Source organism: Flavobacterium flavipigmentatum (assembly GCF_020911905.1).
Classification (GTDB): Bacteria; Bacteroidota; Bacteroidia; order Flavobacteriales; family Flavobacteriaceae; genus Flavobacterium; species Flavobacterium flavipigmentatum.
The window spans coordinates 1,264,901-1,281,592 of sequence record NZ_CP087133.1; the positions used below are offsets into that span (position 1 = coordinate 1,264,901).

Consider the following 16,692-nt stretch of genomic DNA (forward strand, 5'->3'; position numbering starts at 1 on the left):
ATATGAAAGTAGTACTATCTATTAAGCCCCAATTTGCAAATAAGATATTTGATGGGACAAAAAAATTTGAATTTAGAAAAGCTATTTTTAAAAATCAAAATGTAACATCAGTTTTGGTTTATGCTTCTTCTCCAGTTCAAAAAGTAATTGGAGAATTTGAAATAGAAAAAATATTTAATCTTGATCTTAAAGAGCTTTGGGATAAGACAAAAGAATACTCTGGAATAACTGAAGATTATTTTTATGAGTATTTTGAGAATAGAGAGCATGGCTTTGCCATTGAAATAAAAAATAAAAGAAGATTTGAAAATCCAAAATGTTTAAAAGAGGATTATAATTTAACTCCACCACAGTCATTTGCATATTGGTCAAATGAATAACTAATTATTAGTTAAAAAATAAAAAGTCATAAAAAAACCGATAAACTTTAAAAAATTATCGGTTTTTGACTTTTGTAAATAGAATTTTTTACAAATCAAATCCTAAATTCACGCCTAATTTCGTAGCGATGATTTTAGTAATTCTTTGTTTTAATTCCGGTATTTTGATGCTTTCGATAACGGCATTCGAGAATGCGTACATCAATAAAGCTTTGGCTTCTTTTTTAGGGATTCCACGAGATTGCATGTAGAACATTGCCGTTTCGTCTAATTGTCCAACAGTACAACCGTGAGAACATTTTACGTCGTCAGCAAAAATTTCTAATTGTGGTTTTGCGTTGATAGTGGCTTTATCACTCAACAAAATATTGTTGCTTTTCTGGAAAGCGTTTGTTTTTTGAGCGTCTTTTTCAACCAAAACTTTTCCATTGAAAACGCCTGTTGAGCGATCAGAAAAAATTCCTTTGTAGTCTTGGAAACTCTCGCAATTTGGCGTTGAGTGATTGACTAAAGTATAATGATCAACGTGTTGTTTGTCGCTTAGAATTGTGATTCCGTTTAGCGTACTTGTCAATCTTTCACCAAAGTGATAAAAATTCAAGTTGTTACGTGTCAGATTTCCTCCAAACGAAAAGGTATGTACATAAGCATGACTTTCTTGCTGTTGCGAAACATACGTATTATCAATTAGATTTGCTTCGCTATTATCGTTTTGAATTTTATAATAGTCAATGATAGCACGTTTTTGAGCAAAAATCTCCGTAACCGAATTGGTCAAAACCGGATTTTCGTTCAAACTTTGATGTCGCTCGATAATTTGAACATGTGAATTTTCACCCACAATAACCAAATTTCTTGGCTGAACCATTAATGCAGCTTCATTTCCTGTTGAGAAATACATGATTTCAATAGGTTTGTCAGCTACTTTCTTTTTCGGAATATTGATGAAAGCTCCTTCAGAAGCAAAGGCAGTATTCAACGAAGTCAAACTTTCGTCTTTGCTTGCAATCTGGTTGAAGTAGGTATCAATAACCATTTTATATTTTGGTTTGGTCAATGCCGATGACATCAGACAAACATCGATTCCGTCGTGTGTGGTAGAAGACAAATGCGAACTAAAAACGCCATCAATAAACACTAATTTATAAGTGTCGATTTCGTGTAAAAAGTATTTTTTTACATGATTAAATTCGATTGCATTTTCTGCCTTTGGAAAAACCGTAAAGTCATTTTTTAAGATGGCGTTTAGCGATGTGTATTTCCAAGCTTCCTCTTTTTTGGTTGGAAAACCTTTATTTTCGAAGTTTTTTAAGGCATTTGTACGTATGTCATGCAAATCTGAATGTACATCAACACGCTCTTCAAAAGCCATAAAAGACGATACTAATTTTTCTTTTAAATCCATTTTCTTTTCTAGTCTTAAAGTCGAAAGCCAAAAGTCAAAAGACTTAAGATTGTCGACTGTTTTGCCAAAAGGATAAAATTTATAGTACAAAGTTTAAAACTTTATGACTTTGGACTTTATGGCTTTGGGCTCAAATATTTAATAAAACCACTTAATAGCTTCGATATTTCTGTTATCGATTCTAAAAGTATTTCAAATTCTTCTTTTAAAATATAATCTAAATCAAAGGCTAAATATAATTGAGATCGAACTTCTCCTGCAGATGCTTTGGCCACGTACAAAAAGTAAATAAATTCTTTGTCTGTATTTCGTTCAAAACCTTCTGCTATATTTGATGAAATAGATAATGATGCTCTTCTGATTTGTCTAACGAAATCAAAGTCTTTTTTGAAACTAGGACTCTCAGTTGCCAAATAAATTCTTTTGTTGAAAACTCTAGATTTTTGCCAAGAATTAATTTCTTCGAAAGAATTAAATTTACCCATAGTTCCTTTAGACTTTGCGACTTTAGACTTTACAGACTATTTTAATTCTCCGCTTTAATCCAGTCGTATCCTTTTTCTTCCAGTTCGTAGGCCAGTTCTTTTCCGCCAGATTTTACGATTCTTCCGTTGTAAAGAACGTGAACGAAATCGGGTACGATATAATCTAATAAACGCTGGTAATGTGTGATTACGATAATAGCATTTTTCTCGCTTTTCAATTTGTTAACTCCGTTAGCTACAATTCTTAGTGCATCAATGTCAAGACCAGAATCGGTTTCGTCAAGGATCGCTAATTTTGGCTCTAACATTGCCATTTGAAAAATTTCGTTTCTTTTTTTCTCACCACCAGAAAAACCTTCGTTTAGAGAACGAGATAAAAATTTACGATCGATTTCTAATAATTCAGATTTCTCACGAATAACTTTCAGCATTTCGTTTGCTGGCATTTCGGCTTGACCGTTGGCTTTACGCGTTTCGTTGATAGCTGTTTTCATAAAGTTCGTAACGCTCACACCCGGAATTTCTACAGGATATTGAAAGGATAGAAAAACACCTTTGTGCGCTCTTTCTTCAGGGGCCAAATCTGCAAGATCTTCTCCGTCAAGAAAAACAGAACCATCTGTAACTTCGTAGTTTTCGTTTCCGGCAATTACGGCAGAAAGGGTACTTTTTCCAGAACCGTTTGGTCCCATGATAGCGTGTACTTCTCCGGCTTTAACTTCTATATTTATTCCTTTTAGGATTTCTTTATCACCAATTGAGGCGTGAAGGTTTTGTATTGATAACATTGTTTTTTTTTATTTTATATAAATGTCAATTCTATTTTTGTTGTTTGGTTGAGGATATTGGCATTAAAATGTGCGTTTCCTAAATATTCCATGCCTAAATAATCGGCTGATTTTTTGAATGGAATGTAAAAACTATCTTCAATTTCATTTTCATGGGAATTGGATATCACACCGATTTTTTTTCCTCTAAGTTTTCTGCCAGTTTCTTTTTCAATTCGAATTAAATCAGAAAAACGATCAAAGAAAACCTTCATGATTCCGCTCATATTATACCAATATACTGGCGTTGCAAAGATTAAAGTGTCGTAATTTTCGATAATTCCTTTTATCAAAGGAAAAAAATCATCCTCTCTATTTTTGCTTTCGTAATCGTAATAAGAAATATTGAAATCACTTAAATTAATTACTTCTATTCCGTGTTCTTTAGAGATTTCGTCTACAATTTTTGTTGTGTTTCCGTTTTTTCTAGATGAACCTAAAATGATGACTTTTTTATTTTCCATTAATACTTATTCGTAATGTCCTTTTAATGAAAATGATTATTTCCAAAAATTGTCTATATCTTCAATATTCATTTTTATACCTCTGCCTTCCTTTATATCTTTTTGTCCTTGTAAAATCTCTTTCACAAATTCGGGATTATATGGCTTTTCTTGCACTTCAATCTCAAAATCAAGACGTTTTGCTAATGCTTTTAGAAGAGGCAAATCTTTTTTCTTTACATTTTTCAGTATTAAATCCATATTGTCTTTTTTTAGTTTAAAATTTTCTTTTTTGTTTAAATCAACAAATTGAAACTTTAAACTTGAAACAAATTTTTACCCTACAGATCCTTCTAAAGAAATTTCTAATAATTTTTGAGCTTCAACAGCAAATTCCATTGGAAGCTTGTTCAATACATCTTTACTGAAACCGTTTACAATTAAGGCAATCGCTTTTTCTGTCGGGATACCTCTTTGGTTGCAATAAAAAACCTGATCTTCTCCAATTTTACTTGTCGTTGCTTCGTGTTCTATTTTTGCTGATGGATTTTTGCTTTCGATATAAGGAAAAGTATGTGCGCCGCAATTATTACCCATTAGAAGCGAATCACATTGCGAAAAATTCCTTGCATTTTCTGCTCTGGCACTAATTTGCACCAATCCACGGTAACTGTTTTGCGATTTTCCAGCAGAAATACCTTTAGAAATAATAGTCGATTTAGTGTTTTTTCCTAAATGAATCATTTTTGTTCCCGTATCAGCTTGCTGGTGGTTATTGGTAACAGCAATTGAATAAAATTCTCCTACCGAATTGTCTCCTTTTAATACACAAGAAGGATATTTCCAAGTTACAGCTGAACCCGTTTCAACCTGTGTCCATGAAATTTTGGCATTGGTTTCGCAAATACCTCTTTTAGTTACGAAGTTATAAACACCACCTTTTCCTTCTTTGTTTCCTGGAAACCAGTTTTGAACGGTAGAATATTTAATTTCGGCATCATCCAAAGCGATTAATTCCACCACAGCAGCGTGTAATTGATTTTCGTCACGACTTGGAGCCGTACAACCTTCAAGGTAAGAAACATAACTTCCGGCATCGGCAATAACCAAGGTTCTTTCAAATTGTCCTGTACCTGCCTGATTGATTCTGAAATAAGTAGAAAGTTCCATCGGGCAACGAACGCCTTTCGGAATATAACAGAAACTTCCGTCAGAGAAAACAGCTGAATTTAATGCGGCATAGAAGTTGTCTTTTTGAGGAACAACCGTACCTAAATATTTTTTTACTAATTCGGGATGTTCTTTTATTGCTTCAGAAATAGGACAGAAAATAATTCCTTTTTCTCCCAATGTTTTCTTAAAAGTGGTGGCCACAGAAACAGAATCGACTACAATATCCATAGCGACATTGTTCATCATTTTTTGTTCGTCAACAGAGATGCCTAACTTTTTGTACATTTCTAAAAGTTCCGGATCTACATCATCTAAAGTTTTGTTTGGGTCAACTTGCTTTGGAGCAGAATAGTAAGAAATCGCTTGAAAATCTGGTTTTACGTAATGGACATTGGCCCATTCCGGCTCAACCATTTCTTTCCAGGCACGAAAAGCTTCAATACGCCAATCGGTCATCCATTGAGGTTCTTCTTTTTTAAGAGAAATGGCTCTTACGATATCTTCATTTAAGCCAATAGGAAACGTTTCCGATTCTATATCGGTATAAAATCCGTATTCGTATTCTTTAGTTTCGAGTTCGATTTTTAAATCGTCTTCCGTGTATTTTGACATTTTTTATGTATTGAAAGATTTAAAAATTTAAATAGTAAAAAATACTTCCGTAATCTTTAAAATCTTTAAATTTTGCTATCGTTTAATTATTTTTAAAGAGAAAAAGATTCGCCGCAACCACAAGTTCTGCTTGCATTTGGGTTATTAAATACAAATCCTTTACCGTTTAATCCGCCCGAAAACTCTAGAGTTGTTCCAGCCAGGTATAGAAATGATTTTTTTTCAACTGCAATTGTTATATCGTTGTCTACAAATATTTTATCGTCGTCGCCTTTGGCTTTGTCAAATTTTAAATCATAAGACAAACCAGAGCATCCACCACTTTTTACGCCTACTCTCACGTAGTCGTGTGCCGCGTCAAAACCATCATCTTTCATCAAGTCGATAATTTTCTTTTTGGCAGTATCAGAAACTTTTATCATGTGTTTGTATTGTTTGTTTTTATAAAACTGTGATTTACCCGTATTTAAATTGCAGTCAAAGGATTACAATTTTAAAAATATATGCACGGTAACGGATAAATTATCTGCAAAGATAGTATTTAAAAACCTTTTTCCATAACAGTTCACATTATTATAACAAATGTTAAAATAGATAAAAGTTATTTGCACAATTAAAACTACAACCGCTTTTGCTTATCGTTTTCTCCAATCAATCAAATTAGGGGAAAAAACCAGTCAACAGTTATTTATTTTAATGGTTACTGAAAATTCATTAAAAAAAAATACATACGGAGAGGCAAATCTTTTATTCTCTTAAAATAAAATTGTAATTTTTAAATTGAATTTTTAGCAGGACGAGTTTGGATTTGCTAGTTTTGTTTTCATCTTAGCAATTTATTTATGAAACTTTACCCTATAGAATCCGGAAATTTTAAATTAGACGGAGGAGCAATGTTTGGAGTAGTGCCCAAAACTATTTGGAACAAAACAAATCCTGCAGATGCCAATAACTTGATTGATATTGCGGCGCGTTGCTTATTGATTGAAGATAATAATAGACTCATTTTGATTGATACCGGAATGGGAGACAAACAATCTGAGAAGTTTTTTGGGTATTATTCTCTGTGGGGTTCCCATTCATTAGATGCCTCTTTGGCAAAATATGGTTTTCATCGTGATGATATTACAGACGTTTTTATGACGCATTTGCATTTTGACCACTGTGGTGGAAGTGTACAATGGAACGCAAATAAAACAGGTTACGAACCGGCTTTTAAAAATGCTAAATTCTGGACAAATGAAAATCATTGGCAGTGGGCAACACAACCTAATGCGCGAGAAAAGGCATCTTTTTTGTCTGAAAATATTTTACCAATGCAAGAAAGCGGTCAATTAAATTTCATTCAAAGGTCAGAATCAGATTATGGTTATTCGGAAGAATTAAACTTCGGAATTTATTATGTCGATGGACATACCGAAAAACAAATGATTCCACACATTCAATATAAGGAGAAAACGATTGTTTTTTGTGCCGATTTATTGGCGACAGCCGGACATATTCCGCTACCGTATGTAATGGGTTATGATACCAGACCACTTTTGACGATGCCTGAAAAGGCTAAATTTTTGAATGCGGCAGCAGATAACAACCATTATTTATTTCTGGAACACGATGCGCACAATCAAATTATAACGGTAGAACATACCGAAAAGGGTGTTCGATTGAGAGACGTTTTTACTTGTGAGGATGTTTTTTAAGGCTCCTTTTATTTTCAGAAAACCTTTATATTTTATCCAAATTTTCATAATGAGGTGTTAATCTCTGCTTTTTTGCAACAAAAAATTATAATTTAGTCCAATATTTCAACTTTTATTAAAATTTATATATGACTCATATAAAATCTATTACTTTATCTGCTTTCGCATTATTTCTTTTAGCTTCAGGTGCAACCTTACAAGCACAAGTTGCTACTTCCCAAATAACAACAAATTCTCCATTAGTTGTTGTCAAAAAAGCACCACTTTCTGAAAATGAATTAAAAAGATGGAGCCACCTTGATTTGGTTAAAGACACTATTCCCGGAATGAGTGTTGATAAGGCTTACGCCGAATTATTACAAGGAAAAAAAGGTATAAAAGTTATCGTAGGTATTGTAGATTCTGGCGTTGACATTGAGCATGAAGATCTAAAAGGAATGATTTGGACCAATCCAAAAGAAATTCCTGGAAACGGAATTGATGATGATAAAAATGGTTTTATAGACGATATTCACGGATGGAATTTTCTTGGAGACGTTGTTGCCGAAAATCTAGAAATGACCCGTATTGTAAAAAAAGGTGATGATGGTTCTGCGGAATACAAAAATGCTTTAGCACAATATGAAGAAAAATATAAAAAAGCACTTGAAGACAAACAACAAGTAGATTTTTTATTGGATGTACACAGCACTATCAAAAAAGAACTGAATAAAACTACTTATAAAATAGAGGATTTAAGTACGATCACCTCTACAGATTCTAAAGTGGCTAGAAGCAAGATGGTGATGACTCAGATTTTTACCAATGCAGGGTCAACTTTTGATCCTGAAGCAGAATTGGAAGATTACAGAGCACATGTTTATGACGAGTTAAATTATAACTTAAATAAAGATTTTAATGGTCGAAAAGCTTTAGGAGATAATCCTGAAGACATCAAAGACAATCATTATGGCAATAATATTGTTTTTGGTCCGGATAAAGAAAAAGCGCTTCACGGAACACACGTAGCGGGGATTATTGCACAAATTCGGAATAATAATTTAGGCGCAGACGGAGTGGCTGCAAATGCAGAAATTCTAACAGTAAGAGCTGTTCCGGATGGTGATGAGTATGATAAAGACATTGCCTTGGCTATTCGTTATGCGGTAGACAATGGAGCAAAAGTAATCAACGGAAGTTTTGGAAAAAGTTTTTCTCCGCATAAAAAATGGGTGTATGATGCTATAAAATATGCTGCTAAAAAAGATGTTTTAATTGTACATGCGGCAGGTAACGATGGATACAATATTGATGAAACAAAAAACATTAACTATCCAAATGATTCTGAAGATAACATTAAAGAATTTGCTGATAACGTAATTACTATTGGCGCTATCAATAACGTGTATGGAGAAAATGTGGTGGCTGGATTTTCTAATTTCGGAAAAATAAACGTAGATGTTTTTGCTCCAGGCGAAGAGATTTACGCAACTGTTCCGAATAACAAATACAAATATTTACAAGGGACTTCAATGGCTTCGCCTAACGCAGCTGGAGTTGCGACTCTAATTCGCTCGTATTATCCAAAATTGAAAGCAGCACAAGTAAAAAAGATTTTAATGGATTCTGGAGTATTGCTGCCAACGATGGTAGTTTTGGGCGAAAACCCAAATCCAAATGAAAAACCTGAGCCGGTTGCTGCAACAGAATCATCCAGAACGGCAAAAATGGTAAATGCTTATAATGCATTACTTTTGGCAGAAAAAATGTCTAAAAAATAATTGTTTTATTTAAATACCAGTTTAAATTTCGATGAAAAAAATTATCCTACTATCATTTTTGAGTTTTGGCTTAAACTCAGTTTTCGCTCAAAATACTCCCTATTGGCAACAACATGTTGACTATAAAATGGAGGTTTCGATGGATGTAAAAACCTATCAGTATAAAGGAAAACAAGAGTTGGTGTATACCAATAATTCTTCAGATACCTTAAAAAAAGTGTATTACCATTTGTTTTTTAATGCTTTTCAGCCAGGAAGCGAAATGGATGCTCGTTTACATTCTATAAAAGATCCTGACGGAAGAATGGTAAACAAAGTCAAAGGCGCAGACGGAAAAGAGACCAAACAAAGCCGAATTGAAACCTTGAAACCTAATGAAATAGGTTTTTTGAAAATCACGAACTTCAAACAAGATGGTGTAACGGCTCAGACTAGGACTTCAGGAACCATTTTAGAGGTGACTTTGGCTCAACCAATTTTACCAAATTCTAAAACGACTTTTACATTAGATTTTGACGGACAAGTTCCTGTTCAGATTCGTCGTGCGGGAAGAAATAATTCCGAAGGAATAGAATTGTCTATGTCGCAATGGTATCCAAAATTAGCCGAATTTGATTTCGAAGGCTGGCATGCCGACCCTTATATTGCAAGAGAATTTCATGGTGTTTGGGGTAATTTTGATGTGAAAATTACATTAGATTCAGCTTACACAATTGGTGGTTCTGGCTATTTGCAAAACAAAAACGAAATTGGTCATGGATATCAGGATGCAGGTGTAACGGTTGTATATCCTAAAAAAACAAAAACGTTAACATGGCATTTTATTGCGCCAAATGTTCACGATTTTACTTGGGCAGCAGACAAAGAGTATGCGCATGATATCGTAAAAGGACCCAATGATGTTGATTTGCATTTCTTTTACAAAAACAATCCAAAAGTGGCAGAAAATTGGAAAAAACTGGAGCCAATGATGGTAAAAGTGATGGATTTTTATAATAAAACAGTGGGAGCTTATCCATACAAACAATATTCTTTTATTCAAGGTGGTGATGGTGGAATGGAGTATGCCATGTGTACATTGATGTTAGGAAACGGAACTTTTGAAGGAATTTTAGGCACTGCAACGCACGAATTAGGACATTCTTGGTTTCAGCATATTTTAGCTTCAAACGAATCAAAACACCCTTGGATGGATGAAGGTTTTACCACTTACATCGAAGACAGAGTGTTGAATGAATTGGCAGCTAAAAAAGAGGTAAATCCTTTTAAAGGAAATTACGCAGCCTATTATCAATTGGTGCAATCAGGAAAAGAGCAGCCACAAACTACACACGGCGATCGTTACGACGAAAACAGACCTTACAGCATCTCATCGTATGTAAAAGGAAGTCTCTTTTTGTCGCAATTGGTTTATGTAATCGGACAAGAGAATCTGGATGCTACCTTAAAAAGATATTACAACGATTTTAAATTCAAACACCCAACTCCTAATGATATTAAAAGATCTGCAGAAAGAGTTTCGGGAGCTGAGCTGGATTGGTATTTGATAGATTGGGCGGAAACGGCAAATACAATTGATTACGGAATTAAAGACGTAGCTGATAATGCAGGAAAAACTACCATTACTCTTGAGAGAATAGGAAGAATGCCAATGCCAATTGATTTGACGGTTGAGTATACAGATGGTACTTCAGAAAGTTTTTACATTCCGTTAAGAATGATGAATTTTGTTAAGCCAAACCCAAATCCAAATGTAAAAAGAACGGTTTTAGACGATTGGGCTTGGGCACAATCAAATTATAATTTTACAATTGATAAAAATAAAACAGCGATCAAAAAAATCACTATCGATCCAAGCGGATTAATGGCCGATGTAAAAGCTGCAAATAATGTTTTTGAAGTAAAGTAAAAATTTAAAATTATTATTGTAATAAAGCCAAAGCAAGATTTTAATCTGGTTTTGGCTTTATTGTTTTAAAAAAGGATTAAAAAGAGTATTCATTTTAATCAATACTGCTTTGCCTTCATTGCACAGAAATTTATAATTACTATATTTTTTATTGGGATATAATTCTACCGTAGAGTACTTTACATTAGAAGGAAGATATTAAATTCAGTCCAGATCTGAAAGCTTTAAAGTATGAAATACAAAATGCTAATAACGATGAGTTGTTAGAACGATTAAAAAGATACTGAGCGGCAAACAACTATTACCAATGCCAAATACAATAGTTTCTTACAGTAAAGTTTAACAATTAAATTACTACCTTCGGGCCGTTAAAATTCCAAATATCAGTAATTTTGTGAATTAACAATCCATAACCAAATTAATAAAACTTACCTATTTACAAATGAAAATTAGAAAAATCGGAACCAACAATGATTTGCATTATAATAACAATGAAAAAAGAAAACCTTATAAAATTATCTTCTTTGCTGTAATCATTCTCTCAACAGCAGCTTTTTTTGGCTTTAAATATTTTAAAAAGCAACCTGATGCTATTTGTTTAGATTCAGATACAAAAGTTTATAACGAATACAAAGACGCTGTTGTACTGATAAAACACAAGTATGGTTATTTTGCAAAAATCAAGGGAAAAGAAATTCAGCTTACTACTCAAGATGCAAAAGAAGAAACGGTTTTTGGGACAGGTTTTTTCGTGGATAGAGACGGAAAAATATTGACCAACAGCCATGTTTTGCAGCCATGGAACTCATCAGATGAAGAGCAGGAAAAATCAAATACTGCTATAAGAAATCTAAGATTGAAAATTGCTTCAATCCTTACTACTGATATTTCAGAAGATCAGTATGAAAGTTTTATTGAAAGAAACTGGGAAACGGCATCTGCTTATGACGAAAATCAAGGCGAAGGCGATTATGAAGGCGAAGGTGAAGAAACAACTGAAGAACCAGCGGGTGAAGAATTTATCAGTTCAAATGATACAGAAACAGATACATCCAAAGTAGCAACAGATATTGCAGCGGCTATTCCGGTTAAAGAATATGTGTCGAAGGAAGATATTGAGGTATATGTAAAAACTGTAGATATTACCGTTGCACTTCATGATTCGGATGACCAATGGCTTAGTTGCGAGATCGAAAAAATTTCAGAAGACACCAATATAGATTTAGGCATTGTGCGACTAACGGATCATAAAACCCCAGAAAGTGTTGCAAACATCATCAATCTTGACAATGTAGTAGAGGATGATACTTCTTTAAATCCAGGACAAAAAGCAATAATGATTGGCTATCCTTTGGGAATGGATTTGGCAATGACAAATTCAGGTATAAAAGTGCAGCTTTATGATGGTAAAATAAGTAAAGAATCAGACGGGAATAAAATTCAGTACAGTATCACTTCTACACATGGAGCTAGTGGCGCTCCCGTTTTTAATGAGTGCGGTCAGTTGATTGCAGTCAATTTTAGCGGAGTAGATCAGGTGCAGGGATTTAATTTTGGAATTGTCGCTAAGCATATTCGCAATTTCTAATTAGAACATCTTAAGAATTTAGTAGTTTTTCTCTTTTGTAATTAAATAAAAAAGCACTTTTTAATATGAATAAAGTTTTTACTATGTGTGCATTAATGGTATTTAGTGCAGTTTTTTCGCAAATCCCAACTTTGGATGTAGAAATCCCAACAAAACATCCAGTGATCCTGCAGGAAGCAAAAATTGAGACCAAGATTTTGGGGAATCTTGCCACAACAACAGCTATTTACACATTTTACAATCCGAGCAACAGAATTTTAGAAGGAAAACTTACGATTCCGTTACCTGAAGGCGTAAGCATAAGCGGCTATGCATTAGATATCAACGGAAAATTGAGAGATGCAGTTCCTGTTCCTAAAGAACGAGCGAAAGAAGTATTTGAAAGCCTTGAAAAAAGAAATATAGATCCAGGTATTATTGAAAAAGTAGTTGGGAATAATTTCAGAACAAGAATTTATCCTATTCCTGTGAATGGCAGTAGAACCATTAAAATTACGTATCATCAGGAACTAAAAAATTTAGGTTCAGAGTATCTTTATTTTTTAAGCTTTGCCAATGCAGTCAGTATTCCAAAATTTAGCCTAAAAGTGTTGATTAATGAAGGTCTGATCGCTCCTAAAATTGAGGAAAATCCAGATGGAAGTTTTACTTTTCAGAAGCAGGGAAGCCAATGGATTGCTGAGATAAATAAAGAAAATTTTACGCCAAACGAAAGTCTTAAAATAGCAATTCCAAAAGCAAACCAGTCTTCAAATGTGTTGTTCCAGAAAGCTTCTGATGATAAGTTTTATTTTGCTGCCAGTGTTTCTATGGATTTTCCTGTAAAAGAAAAGCCGAAATCTCAAAAAATCGCTATTATTTGGGACAATTCATTCAGTGGATCAAAAAGAAACTTTGAAAAAGAACTTGACTTTCTTAATGCCTATTTTTCTAGTAACAAAGATATTTCAGTAACTTTTGTTCTTTTAAATAATATGCTTGAGAAAGCAGAACAATTTACTGTTTCTGGAGGAAACTGGAGCACATTAAAAAATAGAATTGTTAACTTGAAATATGATGGTGGAACCGACTTTGGTGCATTAAAAGAAATTCCCGAAATAGAAGAGTATCTTTTATTTTCTGATGGAATTTCAAATTTTGGTGATCTAACTTTAAAATTCAAAAAACCACTAAACAGTATAGTAAGTACGCCTACTTCCGATTTTAACCTGCTTAAACTTTTGGCATCACAATCAGGAGGAAATTTCATCAATCTTAACGAATTAGACACTCCGTCTGCACTCAAAGTATATAGCAAACTGCCTGTTAAATTTTTAGGATTTAAAGAAAACACAACTCTTCAGGAGTTGTTTCCAAATGTTGGATCTGTAGTAAATGAGCCAGTCAATATATTTGGAATTACATCTGCAAATGCGGGTAAACTTACTGCTATTTTTGCTGTAGGGGACAAGAAATATGAAGTGCCTATAGATTTTAATACCGCTGTGCAAGTAGATAAATGGCCTATTGCGCAATTTTGGGCACAAAGAAAAATCAATGATCTTGAACTCAATTCAACTCAAAACCGTGATGAAATCAAAAATCTTAGCGAACAGTTTGGGGTGGTTAGCAAAAACACCAGTCTTATTGTATTAGATGACGTCAATGATTATGTACGTTTCAGAATCACACCGCCTCAGGAATTAGCATCAGAATACAACAAAATTGTTTCGCAAAATAAAAAGCAAATTTTAGAAAAAAGAAAAAATCTGTTATCCAAATCTTTTGATATAACTCGCGAACTGATAACTTGGTGGAATACTGAGTTTAAACCTGTTGAAAAAAAGCAGTATCCTAAGATCTCTAATCAGGCGTTAGCAGAATCAGCAAATAAAGATCAATTAGAAGAAAGTGTTGTTTTTAGTTCTGCTAATGCAAGAGCTGAAAGTAACTTGAGTGCGGAACCAACACAATCAAAAGGTAAAATAACGTTGATAGATGTAGAAAGCAACGAAGAGTATATGAAAGATTTTCAAACTCTACAGACATCCGAATTGATCTACCAGAAATATCTTGAAAATCGTTCAAAATATGAAAAGCAGGTTACTTATTATTTTGATGTTTCTAAATTGCTATTCAAAAAAGGAGATAAAGCACTTTCTTTAAAAGTTTTAAGCACATTAGCAGAGCTTGATTTAGAGAATGAAGAATTGTACAAAACAATATATTATCTATTAAAACAGAGAGGTTATTATGAAAAAGAATTGTGGATAACCCAAAAAATTCTGGAATGGAGACCATTCGATTCTCAAAGTCACAGAGATTATGCATTGGCTTTGATTGACAATAAAAAACCTCAAGAAGCGCTTAATGTATATAAATCAATGCTTTATCAGGAATACACCGATGAGATTTCAGTAAGAGACAATGGTATAGAGGAGATTTTGATTATGGAAATTAATAATATTCTGAACCAAAACAAAAATGTAGATGCGAGCAAAATAGATGATCGTCTAAAAGCAGATCTACCAATTGACATACGCGTTGTAATTAACTGGAATAAAGACAACACAGATATAGATCTTTGGGTTACAGATCCTAGAGGAGAAGATTGCTCATACTCTCATAAGTCTACAGAAATTGGAGGCCGATTAAGTAATGATTTTACTCAGGGTTTTGGTCCTGAACAGTTTTTATTAAAAAAAGCGATAAAGGGTAAATATAAAATTAAAACTAATTTTTTCGGAGAGAGACAGAATATATTTTCCGGGCCAACAACAGTGATGGTCGAAGTATATTTGTATTATTCTGATGGAAGACAAGAACGCAAAATTGCCGTTTTCCAAAGTCAGAAAGAAAATAAACGCGAAAACGATAGCAAAATTCTGATTGGAGAATTTGAATTTTAGAAAAAAGCATATAAAAATGCCGAAGATTAACGCTTCGGCATTTTTTTTGTTTAAAAATTTTCTACTCCACAAAAGTTCTTTATAAAAGCTAATATTGGTTTCATAATGCTAGGAAAAGGTGCAAACAATGTTTTTGAAGTGAAATAATCAAAACGAAACTTCATATAAAAAGCCTTTAAATTTTTTTTAAAGGCTTTTGTTTTTTTACAATTTACTAAAATAAATTAGGTCGTTTTTATTGCGGTAATATTTTTTGGTGTGGTTTTTTTAAGCGGAAACCATTCCCTGTAGCTTGCCGATCTCCATAACCATTCTATCGGGCCATAATTATATTTTGATAACCACCATTTGCTTATAAATAGTTGAATAATAAAGATGAAGATGGCTAATGAAAAATAAAACCAGTATGGCATTGTATCACCAATTCCTAAGCCTATACCAGAGAAAATAAATGCAGCTAGAATGTTTTGAGCAATATAATGGGTCAATGTCATTTTTCCGCCAGCACTAAAATAACTGAAAATCGTTTTAAGCTTGCCATTACTATACAATAAACAAATTCCCGTAGCTATAAAAATCATACTACTTAGAACGAGCCAATATAGTGGGTGAAAGATTTTAAAAACAGCAACTTCTTTGTACAAAATGATGAGATTAAAACAAACGCCAATAGTTATAGCGGTAACCAAACTAATCCAAAGTGTGCGTTTTATTATCATTTTGAATTCGTTTAAACGATTAAAAAAGTCTATTTTTTGAAGTAAAAATCCAAACAGCATGCACGCAAACATTACAATATGCGCAGTAATAGCATAACCCGGAATAATGATTTGTTCATAAAAAGAAGCGAGTAAATTAAATCTAAAAAATTCTAGCCAATTTCCAGAATGATATAATTTCAAATATTCAGGATTTGTTGCAATTTCGGGATGTTCGACTTCAAAGCCATTGGCATAAGCCATCACAAAAGGAATGATAAGGACAAGAATGCCAGAAATTATCGCTAATGTTTTGGCAGAGCATTTGTAAAAGAGTAACATTACAAGACCTAAAAAGGCGTAATCTTTTAAGATGTCGCCAAGCCAAAAAGCGGAATTAATAAAAGCCAAGCCAAAAAGTAAAATCATTCTCCAAGCAAAAAAAGTGACAGGATTTTTACCTTTACTAGCAACATTATTAATTAAAATAGCGAAGCCATAACCAAATAAAAGCGTTAATAATGTCCAGGATTTTGCGGCGAAAAAATAGCGATTAAAAGTCATAAGTATTTCAGATAAAATACTGTGTTTGATTTTGTGAGGCGCACCAATAAATAAAAAATCGGAATAATTGCCAATTGCAACGCCCAGAATTGCCCAGCCGCGAAGGATGTCGACAATCGCAGTTCTTTTGCTTTGTTCGACAGGATGATAAGAATTTGTCATTGGATTAACTTTTTTGTTGTGATTTGATTGATGATTTTAGATATATTCAAAATTATTCTAAAGTGTCCAAATGTAATAAAATTATAAAAGCAACTATT

14 protein-coding genes are annotated in these 16,692 nt (G+C 33.3%); 6 read left to right on the forward strand and 8 right to left on the reverse strand.

The genetic code is table 11. The features are described 5' to 3' along the window. Positions 1–2 precede the first annotated feature (2 nt). Positions 3–380, forward strand: a complete 378-nt coding sequence (locus tag LNP22_RS05900) for an ASCH domain-containing protein (RefSeq protein ID WP_229975751.1) — start codon at positions 3–5, stop codon at positions 378–380. An 88-nt stretch (positions 381–468) separates the two neighbouring features. On the opposite strand, the gene sufD is transcribed toward LNP22_RS05900, so the two are convergent. From sufD to LNP22_RS05935, 7 genes are all read right to left on the reverse strand, one after another. Next, positions 469–1,785 (reverse strand): Fe-S cluster assembly protein SufD, encoded by a 1,317-nt coding sequence (gene sufD, locus LNP22_RS05905; RefSeq protein WP_229976360.1) that lies wholly within the window; start codon positions 1,783–1,785, stop codon positions 469–471. Between the two features lie 116 nt (positions 1,786–1,901). Next, the gene (locus LNP22_RS05910) at positions 1,902–2,270 is read right to left on the reverse strand and encodes a four helix bundle protein (RefSeq protein WP_229975752.1); all 369 of its coding nucleotides are present in this window, start codon (positions 2,268–2,270) and stop codon (positions 1,902–1,904) included. 41 nt (positions 2,271–2,311) lie between these two features. Further along, a complete protein-coding gene (gene sufC, locus LNP22_RS05915; RefSeq protein WP_229975753.1) occupies positions 2,312–3,058 on the reverse strand; it encodes a Fe-S cluster assembly ATPase SufC in 747 nt (248 codons plus the stop codon). Positions 3,059–3,072: 14 nt separating this feature from the next. Then, positions 3,073–3,561, reverse strand: a complete 489-nt coding sequence (locus LNP22_RS05920) for a flavodoxin family protein (protein WP_229975754.1) — start codon at positions 3,559–3,561, stop codon at positions 3,073–3,075. A 36-nt stretch (positions 3,562–3,597) separates the two neighbouring features. Continuing rightward, a complete protein-coding gene (locus tag LNP22_RS05925; RefSeq protein ID WP_229975755.1) occupies positions 3,598–3,801 on the reverse strand; it encodes a DUF2683 family protein in 204 nt (67 codons plus the stop codon). A 75-nt stretch (positions 3,802–3,876) separates the two neighbouring features. Then, positions 3,877–5,325, reverse strand: a complete 1,449-nt coding sequence (sufB, locus tag LNP22_RS05930) for a Fe-S cluster assembly protein SufB (protein WP_210665429.1) — start codon at positions 5,323–5,325, stop codon at positions 3,877–3,879. A 92-nt stretch (positions 5,326–5,417) separates the two neighbouring features. Next, positions 5,418–5,747, reverse strand: a complete 330-nt coding sequence (locus tag LNP22_RS05935; RefSeq protein ID WP_210665430.1) for a HesB/IscA family protein — start codon at positions 5,745–5,747, stop codon at positions 5,418–5,420. 420 nt (positions 5,748–6,167) lie between these two features. Between LNP22_RS05935 and LNP22_RS05940 the strand changes: the two genes are divergently transcribed. From LNP22_RS05940 to LNP22_RS05960, 5 genes are all read left to right on the forward strand, one after another. Next, entirely contained in the window at positions 6,168–7,025 is an 858-nt protein-coding gene (locus LNP22_RS05940) for an MBL fold metallo-hydrolase (RefSeq protein WP_229975756.1), read from the forward strand. Positions 7,026–7,153: 128 nt separating this feature from the next. Next, positions 7,154–8,785, forward strand: coding sequence for a S8 family peptidase (locus LNP22_RS05945; protein ID WP_229975757.1), 1,632 nt, complete (start codon positions 7,154–7,156; stop codon positions 8,783–8,785). Positions 8,786–8,816: 31 nt separating this feature from the next. Next, positions 8,817–10,694: a M1 family metallopeptidase gene (locus LNP22_RS05950; RefSeq protein WP_229975758.1), complete on the forward strand. Its 1,878-nt coding sequence runs from the start codon at positions 8,817–8,819 to the stop codon at positions 10,692–10,694. Positions 10,695–11,136: 442 nt separating this feature from the next. Beyond that, positions 11,137–12,282, forward strand: coding sequence for a S1 family peptidase (locus LNP22_RS05955; protein WP_229975759.1), 1,146 nt, complete (start codon positions 11,137–11,139; stop codon positions 12,280–12,282). A 65-nt stretch (positions 12,283–12,347) separates the two neighbouring features. Further along, positions 12,348–15,170 carry a DUF2135 domain-containing protein gene (locus LNP22_RS05960; RefSeq protein ID WP_229975760.1) on the forward strand — a complete coding sequence of 941 codons (2,823 nt, stop codon included), beginning with the start codon at positions 12,348–12,350 and terminating at the stop codon, positions 15,168–15,170. Between the two features lie 224 nt (positions 15,171–15,394). On the opposite strand, the gene LNP22_RS05965 is transcribed toward LNP22_RS05960, so the two are convergent. After that, on the reverse strand, positions 15,395–16,594 hold the full coding sequence (locus LNP22_RS05965; protein WP_229975761.1) for a DUF418 domain-containing protein: 1,200 nt from the start codon (positions 16,592–16,594) through the stop codon (positions 15,395–15,397). Between the last annotated feature and the right edge of the window lie 98 nt (positions 16,595–16,692).

Bases quoted from the DNA above. Each gene is read 5' to 3' on its own strand.
- LNP22_RS05960 (WP_229975760.1), top strand. From the start codon at position 12,348: ATGAATAAAGTTTTTACTATGTGTGCATTAATGGTATTTAGTGCAGTT.
- LNP22_RS05945 (WP_229975757.1), top strand. From the start codon at position 7,154: ATGACTCATATAAAATCTATTACTTTATCTGCTTTCGCATTATTTCTT.
- sufD (WP_229976360.1), bottom strand. From the start codon at position 1,785: ATGGATTTAAAAGAAAAATTAGTATCGTCTTTTATGGCTTTTGAAGAG.
- LNP22_RS05920 (WP_229975754.1), bottom strand. From the start codon at position 3,561: ATGGAAAATAAAAAAGTCATCATTTTAGGTTCATCTAGAAAAAACGGA.
- LNP22_RS05955 (WP_229975759.1), top strand. From the start codon at position 11,137: ATGAAAATTAGAAAAATCGGAACCAACAATGATTTGCATTATAATAAC.
- LNP22_RS05940 (WP_229975756.1), top strand. From the start codon at position 6,168: ATGAAACTTTACCCTATAGAATCCGGAAATTTTAAATTAGACGGAGGA.
- LNP22_RS05925 (WP_229975755.1), bottom strand. From the start codon at position 3,801: ATGGATTTAATACTGAAAAATGTAAAGAAAAAAGATTTGCCTCTTCTA.
- sufC (WP_229975753.1), bottom strand. From the start codon at position 3,058: ATGTTATCAATACAAAACCTTCACGCCTCAATTGGTGATAAAGAAATC.
- LNP22_RS05900 (WP_229975751.1), top strand. From the start codon at position 3: ATGAAAGTAGTACTATCTATTAAGCCCCAATTTGCAAATAAGATATTT.
- LNP22_RS05950 (WP_229975758.1), top strand. From the start codon at position 8,817: ATGAAAAAAATTATCCTACTATCATTTTTGAGTTTTGGCTTAAACTCA.
- LNP22_RS05935 (WP_210665430.1), bottom strand. From the start codon at position 5,747: ATGATAAAAGTTTCTGATACTGCCAAAAAGAAAATTATCGACTTGATG.
- LNP22_RS05965 (WP_229975761.1), bottom strand. From the start codon at position 16,594: ATGACAAATTCTTATCATCCTGTCGAACAAAGCAAAAGAACTGCGATT.
- LNP22_RS05910 (WP_229975752.1), bottom strand. From the start codon at position 2,270: ATGGGTAAATTTAATTCTTTCGAAGAAATTAATTCTTGGCAAAAATCT.
- sufB (WP_210665429.1), bottom strand. From the start codon at position 5,325: ATGTCAAAATACACGGAAGACGATTTAAAAATCGAACTCGAAACTAAA.